Below are 19,771 nucleotides of genomic sequence, written 5' to 3'. Positions count from 1 at the left end.
AGCACTCATTCCGCCACAGAAGGAGCAACGTTCATGCGAATTGGGATTCCAAAGGAAATCAAAAACAACGAAAATCGTGTTGCTATTACACCGGCAGGTGTAATGACGCTGCATAATGCCGGCCATCATGTCATGGTTGAAGCGGGAGCGGGCGGCGGCAGCGGGTTTAGCGATGAGGATTATAAACTGGCAGGCGCCGAGCTCATAGCAGAAGCATCTGAGGTATGGGGCAAGGCCGATATGATTATGAAGGTCAAAGAGCCGCTTGCCAGTGAGTATGGCTATTTCCGCCCGGGGCTCATCCTGTTCACTTATTTGCATTTGGCTGCTGAGCCGGCGCTTGCGGCAGCGCTCAAGGAAACAAAAGTAACCGCAATTGCTTATGAAACGATTGCGGTCAACCGCACATTGCCGCTGCTTACGCCGATGAGTGAAGTTGCTGGCCGCATGGCGATCCAGCTGGGCGCTCAGTTTTTGCAAAAGCCCAATGGCGGGCAAGGCATACTGCTTTCGGGCGTTCCGGGCGTTGACCGCGGCCGCGTCACCATTATCGGCGGCGGCGTCGTCGGGACGAATGCGGCGAAGATGGCGCTTGGCTTGGGCGCCGAGGTTACCATTATTGACTTGTCGGCGGATCGCCTTCGCCAACTGGACGACATTTTCGGCGCGCAAATTCAAACGTTAATTTCTAATCCCTACAATATAGGCAAAGCTGTAGCCGCAGCGGATTTGCTGGTTGGCGCCGTCCTTATTCCCGGCGCGAAGGCGCCGCGACTCGTTACGGAGGCGATGGTCAAAGCGATGCGCCCGGGCTCCGTTATCGTCGATGTCGCGATCGACCAGGGCGGTATTGTCGAGACGATCGACCGGGTGACGACTCATGACAATCCGGTATTCGAAAAGCATGGCGTGCTGCATTATTCGGTAGCCAATATGCCGGGCGCAGTGCCTCGCACTTCCACGATTGCGCTGACGAATGCAACGGTTCCGTATGCACTGCAAATCGCCAATCTTGGCGTCTCGGGAGCAATTGCCGCTAATCCTGCGCTGCGCAGCGGCGTCAATACTGCAGGCGGCCATATTACATGTCCGGCAGTAGCGGCTGCTTTCGGCGAGCCGTGTGCGGAAGTAGAGGAAATGGTCGTCAATTAAAAAAAAGATGGGGCAGAACGTTGCGTTCTGCCTCATCTTTTTTTAGTTGCGAAAGGGTGGGACCCGGCAACTGTGAGCCATGCGGACATACGATCCGTTACTGGCTCGAAAAACAACGATTCTGACGATTCTATATGAAAAATCATACAGAATTGGCCTTAGGGAAGGCGAAATCGATGAATCTGTATGAAAAATCATACAGAATTGATCATTTTGCGCTAATTCTGACGATTCTATATGAAAAATCATACAGAATTGACCTTAGAGCAGGCGAGATCAATGATTCTGTATGAAAAATCATATAGAATTGTGGGATTTTATAATGAACGAAACCGACATCCCTCTTTTGCATCACGTAGATTACTTTTGGCGAGAATGGTAGTAAGAAAAACCATCACCCAAAAAGCAGAGCTACAAACAAAAAAAAGGAGTCGGTTTACTATGAGTATGTCCACAAAATACATTGCTTATACGTGACCAAAGCAAAAATTGCAGTGGCTTTTGCAGAGGAAGGAAGTAACGGAACCACGATCCGCTCAGGCCCGCTTTGCCCACACTTACAGCTGTCCACAATTAATAGACTGCCTCCTCTGTTTCGTAGCGACCACTCGTCAGCGCTTTTATTCCCTGCAAGCTTCGTAGTATACTTAATCTGATAATGTTACAGTCTGCTTGCGGAGGAACGAAGGATGAGAGAAGCGGAAGCTGAGTTCAAGGGTGTCTATGATAATTTGGAGTCGCTTGCCGATACACTGAGTGAGACGCTGCAAGCGCAGCTGACGATCGAAGATAACCATCATAATGTTATCGCATACAGCTCTCATCCGTTTGAGAATGATCATGCCAGGTTGGCTACGATTGTAGGAAGGCGGGTGCCGGAGGCGGTTATCGCCGGGCTGCGCAAATGCGGAGTGATGCAGCAGCTCGAAGCCTCTTTGCAGGCGGTGAGAATTCCGGCAGTAGCGGAAGTGGGGCTGGGCCCGCGGCTTGCTGTTTGTGTGAGAAGACAGGAGGAAATTCTTGGATATATATGGGTCGTTGATAGAGGCAATCTGATTCCGGGCGAAGCGGAGCGAGCATTGGAAGGGGCTGCAGAAGCAGCCAAGCATTTTTTGCTTAAGCGGCGCAGCCGGCGTACGAAGCAGGAGCATTTACAAAATGAATTTTTATGGAAAATATTGACACATTCCTATGCGAGCTCGGAAGCTTTGATTATGCAGGATGCCGCTGAACTGGCGATTACACTGCCGCCATCCTACTGCATCGTTATTTTTGATTTCCAGCATGCTGTGACGGCAGAGCAGCTGGACCGCATTCGCAACGGGATAGCGGCGGCAGAAGCGCAGATGCAGCCTATTATGCTGACGGCTGACCATACCCAAGTGATTGGCGTATTTTCGGCGAAAATGATGCAAGCAGGCAAAGGGAAGATGGCGCAGATGACAGCTTTGCTTGCGGGCCGCTTGCAGGAGCAAGGCCGGCCTTCTGTGATGGCAGGGTGCAGCCGGGTAGAAGGATCCTATACGCGCGCCGCCCAAGCATATAGTGAAGTTAGCGAGCTGCTAACGGTCAAACGGCTGCTGCCCGTCCAGACAAGACAGATCTGGCACTATGAGGATCTGGGATTTCTGATGCACTTGCCGCTTATTATGGAGCAGAAAAGAAGAAAGGGACTGGCCAGCCCTCTGCTTGCGCAGCTGCGGGAGCATGACCGCGAGCATAAAAGCGATCTGATTAAAACGATCGCCGTCTATCTGTCCTGCGACTGCAATCCGAAGCAGACCGCTTCGCTGCTGCATGTTCATATTAATACGCTTCATTACCGTCTCAATCGGGTCGCAGAGCTGACCGGACATCATTTGCGGGAAACTGGCTATTTATTATCGCTTTATGTAGATTTGCTTACAGAAGAGACGGAATTAATGAAAGGAGTGCATCATGCGTTATGAAGATCAGACGTTTGCTGCCGGAGGAGCCGCTGCCGATGGGGTTGCTGCTGCTGGCCGATCCTTCTGAACGGCTTGTTAAGGAGTACACAGCGCGCGGCCTATGCTTTGTCGCCGAGCTGGAGCAGGGGCAAATTATCGGGGAGTATGTATTGGTCCCGACACGGCCGGATACGGCCGAGCTTGTTAATGTAGCGGTAGATGAGCACTACCATGGGCAAGGAATCGGGAAGCAATTGGTGCTGCATGCCGTGGCAACGGCAAAGGCGGAGGGTTATAAGACGATTGAGGTCGGAACAGGCAATTCAGGCGTTGTCCAGCTGGCCATGTATCAAAAATGCGGCTTCCGCATGACGGCGATTGATCGCGACTTTTTTATACGGCATTACGATGAGCCAATCTATGAGAACGGCATTCAGGTGACAGATATGGTCAGAATGTCGCAGGATTTATAGGAGTGCCGTACGAGGCGCTGTAGCAATTGCTGGCTGATTGGAAGAAAAAGATGGAGGCTGCACCACTATGAATATCGATGCTCACCAACATTATTGGCAGCCTGCGCGGGGGGATTACGGCTGGCTGCAGCCGGCATCGGGGTGTCTATACGCTGACTTCATGCCGGAACAATTAAAGCCGCTGCTGACCAGGCATCAATTTGATCGCTCGATTATTGTGCAGGCGGCGCCGACCGTTGCCGAGACGGAGTTTTTGCTGGCTATTGCCGCCAAGGAAGACACAGTTGCCGGAGTGGTGGGCTGGCTTGATTTGACTGCCCGCGATTTTATCGGACAATGGGAAAGGCTGCTGGAAAATCCGCGGTTTGTCGGCCTTCGGCCGATGATTCAGGATTTGCCGTCCGAATGGATCTTGCGGGAGCGTGTAGTCGAGCACCTCCGAATACTGGCCGATGCCGGGTTCCCTCTTGATCTGCAAGCCAATCCGCGGCATCTTCCGTACTTGCTCCGTTTATTTGAGCAGGTTCCTCACCTGCGGGCTGTAGTCGATCATCTAGCCAAGCCTAATATTGAGGATGGAGCGATGGAGCCGTGGGCGGCGCAAATGACGGCAATTGCCGCTTACCCGAACACGATGTGCAAGCTTTCCGGGATGGTGCCGGAGCGGCAGAACGCCAGTTGGTCGACGGCATCAATTGTGCCGTTTGCTGCACATGCTATCGCCATATTTGGCGCGGAGCGGGTAATGTTCGGCAGTGACTGGCCGGTATGCTTATTATCGGCTTCGTACGATCAGGTGGTGGAGCTGCATGAAGCTTGTCTGCCCGCTGCATGGGGCGAGGCGGAAAGAGCTAATGTGTGTGGCCGCAATGCGGCGCGCTTCTATCGTCTTGCAACCTAATAAACGAGAAGCCCGGAAGAGTCACTGATGCAACGACCAGTGCTGTCCCGGGCTTCTTTATCATTCGTCGGCAGCAACTGTACCGAAATTTTCACTCACTTTTTCAAAAAAGCTCGTTGGCTGCACACCGCAGAACTACCGGTACTATTACGCTTAACGATGTTTTTCCGCTGCCTACCGATAGCCGATAAAATTGCGAATCGCGCGAAAGAAGAGCAGCAGCATGAGAATAAACACGACCAATATTACCGGTATTAGCACGATTGAGGCACGTTTGGATGCCGAGTAGCGGTCGTATTGCGCCGCTGTCGGTCCCGCAAGCCAAAAGTTTTTGCTTGCGGCATTGAGGCTGGCGGCCGTCATGTCGGGCGCTAAATATTTTTTGATGACGCTGCGTATATCGGTCAGGTTCTCCATCGCCATGAGCGAGTAAGGATTGCCGGCCAGCCGAATCTTGTACCAAAACATATCCGGATTGATTTTGCTCCGCATAGGGTGTGTTACTAAAGTGATAGATGGCAGCCACTGCAGTGAATGCCGCAAGTTTTCGGCTTCGGCTTGATTCATTTGCCGGTTTACAAGGAGCTGGATCGGCGCCAGCTTGCCGAGGTCCATATGCCCTGCCAGCAGAATCATCCCTTCCCGGGAAGGAGAAGGCGAATTGGCCGAATAGGTTGATAAAGTATCGAAGGTATACTTCATCTGCAGGGTTACCCCGGCGCCGATGGCGAGGACCAGCATCATATTAATGAAAGCCGGCCACGTTTTCGTAAGCGGCAGGCGTTCGTCGTCAACAGAGCGTTCAATTGCCGGATGTTCAAAGCCAAGTACATTTTTCAATGCAGGCAGCAGCGCAGCGCTTGCCAAAGCAATAAGCAGCGCGGCCGCATGCGCCCAGGAATAGAATCGCTCGATCGGCCCGTACTGGGCGATAAGCAGCAAGAACGTTATTAAGGTAACGATCAATCCGAACGCAGCAAAGATAAAGGAGGATTGACGCACTATTTTACCGATGGCATGCAAAATAGTCCCTTGTTCCTTGCGGTGAATACGATAGGACGAAAAGATAAAGAATAGATGATCGATGACCGATACGGCCAGCACCATAAGCACGATTGCCGAAAAGCGTTCCTGATACGAGATCCAGCCGCGGGCAAACATTTCGGCAAGCAGCGGGGTTAAGGCCAAATAGGCAGCGACAATGGCCGTGATCGGAGCAGCCGCCCAGACCGGCGAACGATACACCAGCAATTGGATGATTACAATGAATGAAAAGACGGCCAGCAGCAATAACAGGTCGGGACTGGTACGCTCGCTTTCCTCAACAATAATCGGGGCAGGTCCGCTGATGCGGACAGATAGCTCTTCTTTATTATTTACGGAAACGTTTAAAGGGTTTTGAATGAATTGTTCCCCAATGACGGATGCAAGTTCGCGCAGTGAAATTTTTATGTCCGCAGGCAGTATGCCTTTCTTCAGGTAGAGCGGCTGAACGAAGATTCTTCCGTTAATGGATCCCCGCATGTCATCGTAGAGCCCGCCAACATGTTTCTGATTATAAATCGGCTTTTCATATAGTGTTTGAGACAGAAGGTCAATTTCGGCATAGTCCTTTTTCGTCAGACCGCTTTGGCGCTGCCAGACTAGTAAAACAGGGGGCTGTTCGTCGGTCGGATAATGTTTTTTGAGCAATTGCTCTGTTGTTCTTGAGGGCAAGCTGGCATTAAATTGACTTTGCATATTGTCGACCCGCGGGGCAAGCCACGGCATCGAAGTTTGCAGTAAAACGATAATGATCATCCATATGGTAATGACCGCCCAGCTGCCTTTGTTGCTGCTCACAGAACGGGCGAGTCTTTTGACTCCGTTTAAAAGCATTGCTGTACCTCTCCTGCTTATAGTAAATTAGTGAAAAAAGTTGCTCTGTTTTTCTTATCAGCTGTCTAGAGCAGTTTGAAGCGGACGATCTGATCGGACAAGCCTTCTTGTCGCAAGACTTCAAGCTGCTTCGCCCCGATCAAATCGAAATGCGGGAAGGCCGCGCGCCGATGTATATAGTCGGGATTCAGGCCGTGTTGCCTGCACCACGAGGCAAGCCGCTCCAGATTGCTGCAGCCCACCTTCGTCACTGTGCGCAGTCCGGGGAAACGCTCATCATCCCGCCAATAATGCGTCAAAAAAGCAATCTCTCCCCGTATAATAGCCGCTTTCCACTCATTCAATTCTTCCCGCGTAACGCCAAACGCCATACTGCCCGATTCCTGCCTTTCTGTTTCACATGAGCTATCTTCTATTCTAGCAGATTAATCTTCATTCGGCGCGGATCGTCCTGTATAATAATGGCGATAACCGAACGATTTTCTTAAGATCGTCTGCTATGCACAAGCAAGACAAGTAACAAATAATTATAATTGAAAAAGGCGGTTGACAATCTTTTGTCCGCCATGTTAAGTTACGAAAGTAATCCCATTAATTAGATGAAGAGGTGAACGACATGTTGCTAATAAATCCGCGTCAGATTGCAGTAAAGTTTAACCGCGCAATGCTTACAACTTCATACATGTCGTGGCCTATTTAATAACTGGGCGGATGCAGCAGCATCTTGTTCATTCCTTGTTGATGCAAAGTTTACAGTGCAGGCCGCGCTCTCGCGACGTGCGCTTTATCAGTATATGGCAGAAGCACACCGTACGTATATAGCGGTGTGCTTTTCATTTTATCATATAGATTATTTGGATGGAGAAAGGAGTACAGCCTGTATGCTGTCTGTGTTATTTAAGCTTGGCTGGTTTTTCAAGCTTGAGAAAAAGAGATATATTATGGCGATTTTGATTTTGACCTTCTGCGGCATACTGGAAGTATTTCCTCCGATGATGGTCGGCAGCACAATTGACTCGATTCAGCTGGGAAGCATTTCATGGAGCAGTGTGTCGCTGACCCTGATCCAGCTTATTGTGCTCACCATCGTCACCTATTTGTTGTCGTATATGTGGCAGTATAGGCTGTTTGGCGGAGCATTTGTGGTAGAGAAAATGATGCGCTCCAAAATGATGCGGCATTTTCTGAAAATGACGCCGTCCTTTTATGAGCGGAATCGTACCGGCGACCTGATGGCGCGGTCGACCAATGATTTGCAGGCGCTGTCGATGACTGCGGGCTTCGGCTTGCTCACCTTTGTCGACTCCACGCTGTGGATGGTGACTTTGCTTGTGACGATGATCGTATTTGTGTCGTGGAAGCTGACGCTGATTGCGATTTTGCCGCTGCCTTTCATGGCTGTGCTCGTCTCGATTTACGGCTCGCGGATTCATAAACGGTTTTCGGAGGCGCAGGATGCTTTCGGCGATATGAACGACGGGGTGCTGGAGACGATTTCCGGGACGCGGGTTACAAGAGCCTATGTGCAGGAACGGGCGTCGGAGAAGCGCTTTGCGGACGTTACACAGGATGTGCTTCGTAAAAATATCGCCGTTGTGCGCATCGATTCGTTATTTGAGCCGACAGTAAAAATATTTGTCGGAGCAAGCTATTTGATCGGTCTCGGCTATGGCGCCTATCTGGTCTACCATAATGAGCTGACGATCGGGGGGCTGGTCTCCTTTAATGTTTACCTCGGCATGCTCATATGGCCGATGTTTGCAATCGGCGAAATGATTAACATTATGCAGCGCGGCAACGCCTCGCTCGACCGGGTGAATGAGACGCTGGGCGTCAAGCCTGATGTGCCGGACCCGACAAATACGACGCCGGTGGGAGAAGCGGGCGCCATTGAGTTCAAAGATGTCAGCTTCCGTTATCCGTCCTCACAGGCCGATAATTTGCAGGGGATTTCATTTAAGCTGGAGCGCGGACAGACGCTGGGAATCGTCGGCCGCACAGGCAGCGGAAAGACAACGCTGGTGAAGCAGCTATTGCGCGAGTACCCGACAGGGGCAGGAGAAATCACGATTTCCGGGACAGAAATTGCGCAGATTGACATGGATCAGCTGAAATCTTGGTACGGTTATGTACCGCAGGAGCAATTTTTGTTTTCCCGTACGGTGAAAAACAATATTTTGTTCGGCCGCGAAGGGGCGGAGGATCAGCATTTGGAGCAGGCGATACACGCCTCGGCCTTTAAAAAAGATTTGGCCTTTCTGCCATCGGGTTTATCCACGCTGGTAGGCGAGAAGGGTGTCGCGCTTTCCGGCGGGCAAAAGCAGCGCGTTTCGATTGCCCGCGCACTAATTGCCGATCCGGAAATTTTGATGCTGGACGATGCGATGTCGGCGGTCGATGCGCGAACGGAAGCTGAGATTATTGCCAACATTCGCAGGGAGCGGGCAGGCAAAACAACGCTAATTACGACGCATCGCCTGTCGGCTGTGCAGCATGCGGATTGGATTTTGGTGCTTGATGAGGGCAAGATTGCCGAGCAGGGCACGCATGACATGCTGATGGAGCAGGGCGGCTGGTACAGTGAGCAATATATCCGTCAGCAGATTGAATCGGCGGATGAATAACAGATAAAAGGCGGTGAAGCTATTTTGGGCAAGGAACAGGATTTGGAGCTGATTAAGGAGCTGACCCAGCATGATCCGGAAGCGAATCGTCCGCCTGCGGATACGAAAAAGACGGTAAAGCGGCTCGTCCGTTATGCGATGAACGTGAAGGGCTGGCTAATTGTCGCTTTATTGATGTTAACTGTAGCGGTGGCAACCGATCTGGCGGGGCCGCTAGTGGCTAAACGGCTGATCGATGTGCATATTACCGGGATTGAGCAGCCGTGGTATGCGACAGCGGACAATAAAACGGACGATTATACGGTTGCTTACAAAGAGCAGCAGTACAAACGCGCCGATCATTTTGCCGAAGGAGAGGCGCGCGGCGCGGAGGTGCGGATTTTGCAGGCAGGCAAAGCCTACTATTTCATCCCGTCGACTATTGCCTTTGACGGCAGCCGGACAGCCGACAGCGATACGCATATTACAATTGCCCGCGGAGACAAGAGCGCCGGTTATGAGGCGCAAAAGCTGAGCAACGGTGAGCTGTATCAGTTTTTTCGACCGGAGCTGGGCGGTTTGATCCAGCTTTGCTGGTTTTATTTTGGCCTGCTGCTTGTGTCGGCATTGTTCTCATACGGCCAGCATTACTTTTTGCAGGCTTCGTCGAACCGCGTGATCCGCAATATGCGCAATGAAGTGTTTGGGCATATTAACAGGCTGCCGGTGCGATACTTCGATAATTTGCCGGCCGGCAAAGTGGTGTCGCGGATTACGAATGATACCGAATCGATTCGTGATCTGTATGTGACCGTACTGGCTAACTTTTTTACAGGCATTATTTATATGACCGGTATATTCGTAGCCTTATTTCTGCTTGATGTCAAGCTGGCGGCAATTTGCTTGTTCATCATTCCGGCATTGGTGCTCTGGATTGTGCTGTATGGCAAAATCGCCAAACGGTACAACCGGATTATCCGCTCTATGCTGAGTGAAATTAACGGGCGGATTAATGAAACGATTCAAGGGATGCCGATTATTCGCGCTTTCCGCAAAGAGAAAAAGATGGAGCGGGAGTTCGAAGCATTTAACGAGCAGCATTTTACGTATAAAAGCAAGCTGCTCAGCCTGAACGCGTGGACGGGACATAATCTTGTCAATGTAATCCGCAATACGGCTTATGTGGCGCTGATTTACTATTTCGGCGCAGGCGCGCTGGCGGGGCCGGAAGCGATCGTCTCTTTAGGGGTCCTCTATGCGTTCGTCGATTATTTGAACCGTCTGTTCCAGCCGATGGTGAACATCGTCAATCAATTGCCTAATCTGGAAACGGCGCTTGTATCAGCGGAGCGCGTGTTCGAGCTGCTGGACGAAGAGGGCGAGGATGTATCGGATGAGGTGATGGAGCGCTATAAAGGCGATGTCGTGTTTGACGATGTGTGGTTCGCATATAAAGATGATGAGTATGTGCTGAAGGGGATTTCCTTTGAGGCCAAGAAAGGGCAAACGGTCGCCCTAGTCGGCCATACTGGATCAGGCAAGAGCTCGATCATTAATTTGTTGTTCCGGTTTTATGATCCCAGCAGCGGCAAGGTGACAATCGACGGAGTTGACACCCGCACGATGCCGCGGCAGACGATGCGCAGACATATGGGCATTGTGCTGCAGGATCCGTTCCTGTTTACAGGAACGATCGCTTCGAACGTGTCGATGGATGACCCTTCGATTACGCGCGAACAGGTGCAGAAGGCGCTTAAGGATGTCGGGGCCGACCGGGTAATGAAAAATTTGCGAAAGGGCATCGACGAGCCGGTGATCGAAAAGGGCGGCACGCTGTCGGCGGGGCAGCGGCAGTTGATTTCCTTCGCGCGCGCACTCGCCTTCGATCCGGCGATTCTTATTCTGGATGAGGCGACATCGAATATCGATACGGAAACCGAGACGATTATTCAAGATGCGTTAGAGGTTGTGAAGCAGGGACGGACAACGTTTGTTATCGCGCACCGTCTGTCCACGATCAAAAACGCCGATCTCATCCTCGTGCTTGACCGCGGTCAGGTGGTGGAGCGCGGCGATCATGAGACATTGCTTGCTCAAGGCGGCAAGTATTATCAAATGTACCGCCTGCAGCAGGGCGAGAAAGCTGCCGCTGCCGCTTCAGCAGAGTCCGAGTCCGGCGATGTACAGCAACACTCAAGATCGGTGGACGGCGTGTTTTCAGTGTAAGCTAGTGACCGTTCAGCCGGCTGTTATGCAGCCGGTTGAGCGGAGTTGGCTGCTATGCGGCCCACTAGGAGCTCCAAGCGACTGGAGCGGCCCCCAAGCGAACCCAAGCAGGCTCAAGCGGACCGTGGCCGAAGAATGCAGGATCAAGTGGCAACCCAGTCACGATCAGACGGTCATCTGTCATAACATTGGATTGATAATGGAAATTCCCATGCGCCCTATATTCATATTAACTTGCTCTTATGTATGTCTAGTTGAGATTAAACCTATATGGGGTGTGGCTTTACTGTGAGGAGATCATCAATGAAACTTAACCATTTAAATTTATGTGTTTACGATCTGTCAGAGGCAGTTGTATTTTTTCAAAATCTTTTCGACTTTCAACTATTAGGTCAAAAAGGGGACTTCATAGCCGCTATGACCGACGGCCATGGGTTTAGCCTGGTCCTTAGCAAATTACGGTCTGACCAAGATGAAGTCACCACTTACCCTAAAGACTTCCATCTAGGGTTCTATGTCGAAACGATAACGGAGGTCGATCAGTTCCACGAGAAACTTGCGTCAGTCGGCATTGCATCGGAAGATGAACCTAGAATGATAGGAATTGGTTACACCCTGTATTTCAGGGCTCTGGGCGGAATTCTTTTTGAGGTAACCTGCCATACAATTAGTTTCGACGCGCTCGTTGACATTAATGATTATTTGAATTAATAAGGGTTATCGGGAACCCCGCCCCAACCGGGGCCCCTTCCCCGGTTGGGGCGACGCATTTCGCCGCCTATTCGATTACATCCTCTAATTTATCTAAACCAGTAACTGCAATTCAATCCAATTGCCCCGAAGCGTCCGAACAAACAAGCGGCCATTCATTAATTTTCCATTCCTGTACATAGTGAAATTTCCCCATGAATTATATTTTAGGTTTAGTTGCCGCCCCCGATAAGGGGGCGGTATTGCTACTCTATGGAATTTTCAAATGTAGCGCCTAAAATATAATCAGCCGCTTTCTGCGCTTGCGCCGCTGCCTGAATGATTAGCTTGTTGTCCTCTTTCAACTTCCTAAGCCAGCCCCCAATATAGGCGGCGCTGTTTTCTATCGTGCTGTTGTTGATTCCGGCCACTCAGCAGAGCATGGCCGCGCCAATCTCCGCAACAAGTTCCTCTTTGCTGTAAGACTCGTCACCAAATGCGGCAATTTCGGCAATTCCTGAACGATTCAAAAGGATGGTTTGGCATGAACTAAGCTCGATTCTACACGAGTTGTAGAAAAAAAGCCGCCAACAAACGGCGACTTTTGATACATACAGTTATTTAAAATATAGTATCCGGCACATAGTAAATTTTCTGTGTGTTCTTCTTGTTCTTGGGATCCGTCACAATTGTAAAATAGACTTTCCCGTTCTTGGTCTGAACTCCCTCGATTTCATGCTTTCCCACATTCGTAATTTTCACCAGGCTCTTGTACGCACCTGAGCTGGTCATCATGGCGATCTGAGGGGTTTGTCCTTCGGCACCCCCTGAAGTGTAAATTTTAGTGCTCCCTAGCATATCTGCACCCTGAAAAGATCCATTCGGTCTAATAATACGGCTGCCGGATTGTGTGAAGCTCGCTACGCTCGCTTTTACCGCGGCGGCACTGTCCATTCGAACCTGCTTTTTACTGTCCAAAAGCTTGTTCAAGGCCGCTGTGCTGTATATGGACCAGGTGACGGTCTTTTCGTTTGTCTGTACACGGAAAAACGTATATTTGCTGTTACCGCCGCCGTCAACCCTATAGGTGGTGCCTAATCTTTTGCCTGTCTTATTAGCGTAATTCATATAGGTGAACCGATCAAGCTTCGTATAATCGACTTTTGAGCCGGCTTTATATTGAAGTCTTGCCACCTGGAGCGACCAGTACTGGTCTGTTGAAGGATCTGCTTTAGAACTGAAGTAGAAATAATTTTTTCCTTTGTATGTGTACATATCAAGTGTTTGGCAATGGCCGGTATTGGTTACAGTCATTTGGTCTACGTACTTCGCGTCTTTCCCGTTTATGCGCAATCTGGAAAGATAGCATGTACCCTTAGACCGCTGTGTAACATAGATATACTTGTCTGCGATATATGCTTTTTGTACTGCACACATTGTGCTTGAGCCCTTTTAGGTTATATGCGAGCTTTGCCGATGCATTCACGGTTTTGCCAGGTGATGCTGCCGCCGCAGGCAGGACTGGCACGATGAATAAAAGAATGGCAAGAAATACAGATGTAAAAATCTTTAAGTTCCTTTCGTTAAGAGCTAAATGCTCCTGAAACATTATAATGCCTCCTTTGTGCAATGACGCATCAGGGTGATCTTTAATTCCACCTTGCTTAGTTAAACTATTAGACGTATGTACAGCCTATATCGTTGCGCTAATCTGCCCGTTAGCCCCCCATGCCGCGCTTCGCGGCACCACAGATGATGAAAATTTGGAGTCGACGTACCGATCGTCAACCTGTTCGAGGCCGAGGCTTGAAAACCTAGGCCTTACCGTTACAATATCCAACCCCACTGCTTCATAACATTTGATCCACCCGCATACAAAATGAAGGCGTAGCTTCAAAAAAAACAAGTTTGCTACGCTTAGTTTCGTATTGCCATTTTTGAGTGTCCAGCATTAATGATTTTCAGGGTAGCTTACGAGCTGCCGACATTTACAGTCTACATAGGCAAGGTTCGAATTACAAGTACCCATACAGGAATGTTACCAAGTTCTTGTCCTTATACGGCAATGTTATCAGGTTCTTGTCTGCACTTTGGACAAGAACTTGCTGTCATAAATGACAAGAGCTTTATACCATTTGCCATTTTATTCGAAAGGGAAGATTGAATACCTTACTGAAGAGACAGCAAAGTCTTTCAATGAGGGTCATCACCCTTGGTAAGTACACGGTAAAATATTAAGGATTTTACTTAAGAGGTTCTCTTAGTGTCAACAATCTTATTTCCCAAAGTTTGGAACTTTATTGCGCGACAACTCGTCAGAGAAATGAAAAAACGTTCTATCGAAAGAGTAGTTATGAAGAAAATCTCAGTTGTAACTGCAATTGTAAGTATTTTTTGTTGTGGGGGGATCAGTGTATGCATATACGGAAAATGCTTCTCACCCGAAGCCTCTTTATCGACAGATCATAAGCATGGAACAATATGAACGAATGATAGGCATTATTCAAGACGTTAATGCCGGAAAGCTCCCTGTATCGGCTCTTTAGGAAACTTTGCCGGCCAAGCCGAATGTAGTCTTGCCCAATTCAAGTTTTCCGTCGTAGGAACGTTAGATTTTATCAATCGACTACGTTCTATATTGTAGAGGCATTTCACCAGCAGCCCAGCACATATAATCAATTGTATAAAAATGGTGTATTACAAGGAACAAAGCAAAGTGACAATACTAGACCATTTGAAGCAAAGGCATTAATCACCAACTGTCATCATCCTTCATCTCAGAACTATGAATTGGTATGGGATATAAAAAAATAGAGCATTGAAGCACCAAATACGCCACAGGATGAACATTTATCTGAGATAGAAAAATGGTAAAGGAGAGAATTAAATGTTAAATAAAAAGATTTTACTGACAACAAGTGCAGCAATGTTGGCTAGTGTTGTAGTAGGGGCATCTGTCTGGGCGAGTATTGAAAAAAACGACTTTACCCCAACGGAATTAGTGAATGGCCACAAAGTGACTACCCATGTTAATAACCATGAATCTTTTCAGGAAAGAAACTCACCTGAACTTTATAAATCCATGATGGAAAAGTGGGAAAGAGCCAAAGAAATAGCAATTAACGATATAATGTCTAGAGATGCTGCTATTATGAAAGAAATATGGACGATTGTGCCAAGCACTGACATTGACTTGGAACTAACCAACCATCTTTCAAAAGAAGAGTCTAATTCATTTAAAGATGCATTGTTCAGCGATGAACGCAAAAACAACATCTCAGTTGGTGACTATATGCCGGCCGTACTTCTTAACGAGAAAAAAGATAGGGCAATTTTGACATGGTTGAAAGGAACTGGTGAAACAGTCGTAATTGATATTAAATCTAAGAAGGATGAGTCTGGAAACCGTATTTGGTATATTGATGGCAAAGCTAAAATTAAAAAGTAGTTCGCTATTTTCCCATAACTTCCTGACAGAGCTTTCGAACAAGCGAGCAAGTGTGCGAACAACGGCAAACGCCCCGGCTATTCCGGGGCGTTGTCGTTGTTGTCATATCGTTCCCGCAGCAGCCGCGCCATCTGGTCCAACTGCTGCATGGACGGCTTATCAGGGTGGCGGCCTTCGGCGCCGCCCCATTCTGTTAGCGTTGCAATTAGCGACTGCGTAAACGAACGCACGGTAATGCCGGCTTCGCCAAGCTCTCCCAGCGTTGCCATCACTTCCGGCTTGATCTCGGGAACACTGCTCAGCACTGTCTCGTCTGGCTCATGGCCTTCGGCAGCGCCGGTCGCAATACTGTACCAGTTGCGAATCAGTTCGGCGTTGCGCCTGACGTGTCCTCCTACATTGACAAAAGAATTCACGATGAACGCTTTCATTTGCCGCCGCTGCGAGATGCCGCATACTTTCCGCCCATTCACACTGACATCGTACTCTCCCGGACAATAGGAGCCGACGACCTCACCTTTATCTACTTTAATGCCCAGCTTGTCCAAGGTTTGAGTAATAAGCTCATACATCAGCTCAAATTCATGCTTAAAATCGAGCCGGCCTTCCGGATTGGGTGCAATTACTGAAAGATTGACGACGCCCGGATCGAGCGGCACCGCGGCTCCGCCGGAGTTGCGTACCCCGACTGCATAGCCTTGCAGGCGCATCCATTCCATGGCTCGCTCCGCATAGGGCAAGCGCCGGTCGCGCGGCCCGAGCACGATCGCCTTTTCATGCCGCCAAATATGGACAAAGGGTGCTGCCCCCTTGGCGACGCCGCTGCAAATCAGCTCATCATATGCGAACGGAAATAGAATGTCCCCTCTTAGTGTGCGTTCACTCGAATTCTGAATATAAAAAGGGGCGGGGATATACTTATTCATTGCTCATCTTCTCCCATTTCTTGCTTATTGGATTTTTCGTCATTAATCAACGACTTTCGTCTAACGTCCTCTTTATTCACGAACCAAAATTATTTTTCATTCTGAAGAATCTTTCTGTATTCAACACCGTGAATATGTATAAGTATTTTTCGCTTTTCTAATACTTCGAAAAAATTCAACATATCACCAAATGGATTTTCAAAATGTTGAATTAAGTGTTTAAAATTCTCAGTTGATTTCAAGAAGTCATAAAAAAAGTAGGGATCAACATTTCCAATATCGTCTGTATTCCCGAGGGAAACCTCCAATTTTTGTCCAGTATCTAAATTTTCAAACATGCAATGCTCTCCATGAACATCAAAGTGCCAATTACCGGTTAAATGTTCTTCATCGTTTAGTAATTCCGCATTTGAAATTAAGTAGTAACTTCCTTTTATTATCTCTGATTTTTCAGGCTGGTTCGTTTCCAATATTAATTTGTCAATGAGTTCTTGCGCAATTACTTTATAAGCGTCCATTGCTGCCAATAATTCATCTACCGTTTCTTTTGTTAGCGAGTTCATACATTACCGCCTTCTATGCTATTTTTCACTTTTCAAACTGGCGTAGTGGTTATCCGGCTTTCTCTGAGTATCATTTCACGAACATGCAATTGGGCAATTTCTGATAACGTCTTATTCACGAACTTCGAAAATAATTCCATACGTAGAGTATTCGCGAAATTATTGAGCTATCCTGCCCGTGAGCCAAGGCTGCCGATCGTTCCCGACAGCCTTGTGGTGTAGTCATTGTGCTATCGTGTCCTGTTAAGTAATGGGCTAAAGGGTGTTCTGACCTTAGTAGCCTTATTCTAGAAGTCTAGGAATGATTAAGGAAACAAATATTGTTCCAACCAAGAATGAGATTAATAATATTTTTAACTTAAGTTTTTTTATAAATATTACACCAAAAATAGCTAAGATAGCGGGGATGCCCCATAAGAAATAAATCAAGTGCTTCATTCCAATGTTGAAGATAGCAAGTGCTGATAGTGAATTAATGTAAAGAATAGTTCCAATTAATATCCAGAAAGAAGACAAGAATAAGAGCCCAACCATTATGTTAGAAAGAAATCTAACTTTGCTCACGAAATCCCCCTCGCTTGATGATTACGTCTTGCTATTTATTATACCAATCCATTACTTGGAAGTTACGTTATCCTGCCCGTTAGTGAAACAGACAAAAATACATTTGTTGAAACAGATGTCAAACCAGACGAGCTTTATAAGTATGTTATTGCTGCCTATGAGAGATAATTTAGTTGACATTGTTAGAATTTCCACAAAAGCAAAGTCTTCCTTGAATCATACATTGCTAAAAACAGATGATACCGAAAGCGCTCCTGATATGACATTTGAAAGCGTTGCTGGGGCAGATTTTGTTACTAAATTTGCCGGAAATTCCTGACGACGACAACCTTTACGAATTTATAGAGAAGGTACAAAAACCTTGCAAAATATTGATGTCACTTTTGACGAGCCGTCTTACAGCACATATAATCAAAGAACTGCCGTTGATTCCACCACCCTTGTAGACAAGAATGATAAACCAGTTTGGACTGGTCAAGCTAAATGCACACTCGAGAACAATGCTTTTAGACTGTACTTGATGTCACCGAATAGTTACGGAAAGGATAAGAAACAATTTGGGGCTGGAGGGGACTGTGGAATTCCATATCGTGATAATCTTTCTCCTGACATCACTTATTACTATGATGCTTGGATAGAAAGAGACGGAGATTGGAGAGTCAAAGGCTCTCATGATAAGGCACCTTCACACGAATTCTATATTTATGATCATGCCACAGGTAACTATAAGATGATTTTCCAACACTCTGCTGTGCGAAAAGCAAATGGTGATGTTGATTTCTTGTACTTACTTCCCATATATCCAAGTTGGTCATTTGATATAAGTGGTTAAAATTATACCTTCATAGTTCGTACATTCGACATAGTAAAAAAGGGGTATCCAAAGTCAACTGACTATGGCCCCCTTTTTTCAATTATCTTTTTAAAATGAGTAACCTTTTTAGGCAAGTATCAAAAAGCCACAAACCTAATGCTGCTGCAAAGACCGCGAATATAAAAACATTATATATAAGAGTTTCATCAGCGATAGCGAACAAATATACAACAATTCCTGCAAAAATGAGGTGCAATGTAAGTCCTGTAGTTAGATAAAAAACGGATTTTTGTATCTTATAAGTCACCAAATCGATAACAATTGAGGAAGGTACGCCAATAATCAAGGTAAATACGAAAGAATACATAAATATGGCAATAAAATTTGAGAACTCGGCATGATCGTAGCCAGTATAAGTTAGGAGTAATGAAATACACACTGAACATACTATACTGGCTAATATTTTCCTACCGACACCAATTACTGTAATCAATTTACGGCCTCCTTTCAAGAAATAAAAGACCTCATTTTTATTTGAGTATATCCCAAAGTTTCTGTCTATAGGAGAGCGAAAAGCAAATTTTCAACAAAGCCAAGCCTGCATTGAAGATGTTGAATATCACGTGGATCGTAAGCTGGACCGAACCCAAATCCTTCGCTTGGCTACCGGCTCTTACATTCAGGATAAACTCAATATCATCATCATGGGCAGGAAAGACTTATCTGGCCTGCGCCTTTGGCGTGGCAGCCTCCAAACATGCAATGCTCCCCATAAACATCAAAGTACCAATTACCGGTTAAATGTTCTTCATCGTACTGACTGCCAATTTGAATTTCCTTTATACTCCCTGCTTCTTCATGAACATCTGTTTTGATTCTCGCCGTATGCTCGTCAATACGTTGCTCAGAGAGCTGAATTATGAGAAGCTTCTTCCTAGCTCTGGCTGACCGTTGGGTCATGACTTGCTCGGAGAGGCGAAGTTCTCGGCATATTTCTTTGTACGATCTTTCTTCCAAGTAAAACATGATCAGTAGCGTTCGATGTTCCGGTTTTAGTTCTTGGATTGCGAGATGCAACATTTCGTTACGTAGCTTGTTTTCGACTTTATCAGCAACGGACATTTTGCTATCTAAAATATTAACGGTTTCAGTATCGATTTCCTGACGATTTTTTTATATTTTCTTAACCAATCCAGCGCCGTATTCCGCGCGATTTGTTTAACCCAGGATGATAGATTAGCGGCATGGGCGGTTTTTGGCCCCTGTGTTATCGCCTTTACAAATGATTCATGTATGATGTCTTCTGTAACTGCATGCTCCCGCGTAATAAAAAAATGTCCTTATACACATATTTGTGAAAAGATCGATAGATGTCCTCCTGAACTTCGGCATTCAGTTCACCTATGTATAAAATTTTGGATGCTTTGCGTCAGATTTTGTTAGTTCGTATCGTTTATAAAGGTAGACACCTAGAACGGAAATTGATGGCTAAATGTCAAAAAGAAGTAGCTCTCTTATTGTGAGGGCTGCTTCTTTTCGTTAATTAATTTTTTGAAGTTTTTCGTCAGATAGTGGAGCTAACATGTTGATAATAACAAGGGGATG

At 47.3% G+C, this 19,771-nt stretch carries 18 protein-coding genes and 1 pseudogene; 10 read left to right on the top strand and 9 right to left on the bottom strand.

The annotated features are described in order from the left end of the window. Positions 1–33 precede the first annotated feature (33 nt). The 4 genes from ald (at position 34) to ACFQ0N_RS34325 (ending at position 4,454) form a co-directional block, all read left to right on the top strand. Entirely contained in the window at positions 34–1,152 is a 1,119-nt protein-coding gene (ald, locus tag ACFQ0N_RS34340; RefSeq protein WP_379334627.1) for an alanine dehydrogenase, read from the top strand. A 689-nt stretch (positions 1,153–1,841) separates the two neighbouring features. Beyond that, positions 1,842–3,101 (top strand): PucR family transcriptional regulator, encoded by a 1,260-nt coding sequence (locus tag ACFQ0N_RS34335; RefSeq protein ID WP_379334626.1) that lies wholly within the window; start codon positions 1,842–1,844, stop codon positions 3,099–3,101. Further along, positions 3,098–3,553, top strand: a complete 456-nt coding sequence (locus tag ACFQ0N_RS34330; RefSeq protein ID WP_379334625.1) for a GNAT family N-acetyltransferase — start codon at positions 3,098–3,100, stop codon at positions 3,551–3,553. The genes ACFQ0N_RS34335 and ACFQ0N_RS34330 overlap by 4 nt, the downstream gene beginning before the upstream one ends. 67 nt (positions 3,554–3,620) lie before the next feature. Beyond that, on the top strand, positions 3,621–4,454 hold the full coding sequence (locus ACFQ0N_RS34325) for an amidohydrolase family protein (protein WP_379334624.1): 834 nt from the start codon (positions 3,621–3,623) through the stop codon (positions 4,452–4,454). 174 nt (positions 4,455–4,628) lie between these two features. Here the strand turns inward: ACFQ0N_RS34325 and ACFQ0N_RS34320 are convergent, their stop codons facing one another. Both ACFQ0N_RS34320 and ACFQ0N_RS34315 read right to left on the bottom strand, forming a co-directional pair. Beyond that, positions 4,629–6,332 (bottom strand): MMPL family transporter, encoded by a 1,704-nt coding sequence (locus ACFQ0N_RS34320; protein ID WP_379334623.1) that lies wholly within the window; start codon positions 6,330–6,332, stop codon positions 4,629–4,631. A 65-nt stretch (positions 6,333–6,397) separates the two neighbouring features. Further along, positions 6,398–6,703: a hypothetical protein gene (locus ACFQ0N_RS34315; RefSeq protein WP_379334622.1), complete on the bottom strand. Its 306-nt coding sequence runs from the start codon at positions 6,701–6,703 to the stop codon at positions 6,398–6,400. A gap of 510 nt (positions 6,704–7,213) precedes the next feature. Here ACFQ0N_RS34315 and ACFQ0N_RS34310 point away from each other — a divergent pair. The 3 genes from ACFQ0N_RS34310 (at position 7,214) to ACFQ0N_RS34300 (ending at position 11,872) form a co-directional block, all read left to right on the top strand. Further along, positions 7,214–8,956, top strand: a complete 1,743-nt coding sequence (locus ACFQ0N_RS34310; RefSeq protein ID WP_379334621.1) for an ABC transporter ATP-binding protein — start codon at positions 7,214–7,216, stop codon at positions 8,954–8,956. 138 nt (positions 8,957–9,094) lie between these two features. After that, positions 9,095–11,161, top strand: coding sequence for an ABC transporter ATP-binding protein (locus ACFQ0N_RS34305; RefSeq protein ID WP_379334665.1), 2,067 nt, complete (start codon positions 9,095–9,097; stop codon positions 11,159–11,161). A gap of 303 nt (positions 11,162–11,464) precedes the next feature. Next, complete coding sequence (locus ACFQ0N_RS34300; protein ID WP_379334620.1) at positions 11,465–11,872, top strand: VOC family protein; 408 nt, start codon at positions 11,465–11,467, stop codon at positions 11,870–11,872. A gap of 245 nt (positions 11,873–12,117) precedes the next feature. Here ACFQ0N_RS34300 and ACFQ0N_RS34295 read toward each other — a convergent pair whose 3' ends face one another. Together ACFQ0N_RS34295 and ACFQ0N_RS34290 are read right to left on the bottom strand one after the other, a co-directional pair. After that, positions 12,118–12,282, bottom strand: a complete 165-nt coding sequence (locus ACFQ0N_RS34295; RefSeq protein ID WP_379334619.1) for a zincin-like metallopeptidase domain-containing protein — start codon at positions 12,280–12,282, stop codon at positions 12,118–12,120. Between the two features lie 190 nt (positions 12,283–12,472). Then, positions 12,473–13,460, bottom strand: a pseudogene (locus ACFQ0N_RS34290) (phage baseplate protein). Positions 13,461–14,738: 1,278 nt separating this feature from the next. Here ACFQ0N_RS34290 and ACFQ0N_RS34285 point away from each other — a divergent pair. Beyond that, positions 14,739–15,299, top strand: coding sequence for a hypothetical protein (locus tag ACFQ0N_RS34285; RefSeq protein ID WP_379334618.1), 561 nt, complete (start codon positions 14,739–14,741; stop codon positions 15,297–15,299). A 77-nt stretch (positions 15,300–15,376) separates the two neighbouring features. On the opposite strand, the gene ACFQ0N_RS34280 is transcribed toward ACFQ0N_RS34285, so the two are convergent. Further along, entirely contained in the window at positions 15,377–16,225 is an 849-nt protein-coding gene (locus ACFQ0N_RS34280) for a lipoate--protein ligase family protein (RefSeq protein ID WP_379334617.1), read from the bottom strand. 89 nt (positions 16,226–16,314) lie between these two features. Beyond that, positions 16,315–16,788, bottom strand: a complete 474-nt coding sequence (locus tag ACFQ0N_RS34275) for a DUF6896 domain-containing protein (RefSeq protein ID WP_379334616.1) — start codon at positions 16,786–16,788, stop codon at positions 16,315–16,317. A 535-nt stretch (positions 16,789–17,323) separates the two neighbouring features. Here ACFQ0N_RS34275 and ACFQ0N_RS34270 point away from each other — a divergent pair. Then, on the top strand, positions 17,324–17,671 hold the full coding sequence (locus ACFQ0N_RS34270) for a hypothetical protein (protein WP_379334615.1): 348 nt from the start codon (positions 17,324–17,326) through the stop codon (positions 17,669–17,671). Between the two features lie 42 nt (positions 17,672–17,713). Further along, positions 17,714–18,184, top strand: coding sequence for a hypothetical protein (locus tag ACFQ0N_RS34265; RefSeq protein WP_379334614.1), 471 nt, complete (start codon positions 17,714–17,716; stop codon positions 18,182–18,184). 82 nt (positions 18,185–18,266) lie between these two features. Here the strand turns inward: ACFQ0N_RS34265 and ACFQ0N_RS34260 are convergent, their stop codons facing one another. From ACFQ0N_RS34260 to ACFQ0N_RS34250, 3 genes are all read right to left on the bottom strand, one after another. Continuing rightward, positions 18,267–18,659, bottom strand: a complete 393-nt coding sequence (locus tag ACFQ0N_RS34260; RefSeq protein ID WP_379334613.1) for a hypothetical protein — start codon at positions 18,657–18,659, stop codon at positions 18,267–18,269. Between the two features lie 209 nt (positions 18,660–18,868). Continuing rightward, positions 18,869–19,288 carry an RNA polymerase sigma factor gene (locus ACFQ0N_RS34255; protein WP_379334612.1) on the bottom strand — a complete coding sequence of 140 codons (420 nt, stop codon included), beginning with the start codon at positions 19,286–19,288 and terminating at the stop codon, positions 18,869–18,871. 8 nt (positions 19,289–19,296) lie between these two features. After that, positions 19,297–19,437, bottom strand: coding sequence for a hypothetical protein (locus ACFQ0N_RS34250; RefSeq protein WP_379334664.1), 141 nt, complete (start codon positions 19,435–19,437; stop codon positions 19,297–19,299). Between the last annotated feature and the right edge of the window lie 334 nt (positions 19,438–19,771).

This window comes from Paenibacillus sp. GCM10027626 (genome assembly GCF_042676285.1).
Taxonomy (GTDB): Bacteria; Bacillota; Bacilli; order Paenibacillales; family Paenibacillaceae; genus Paenibacillus_Z.
Note: the sequence above shows the minus strand (reverse complement) of the source record. Positions and strands in the feature narration are given on the sequence as shown.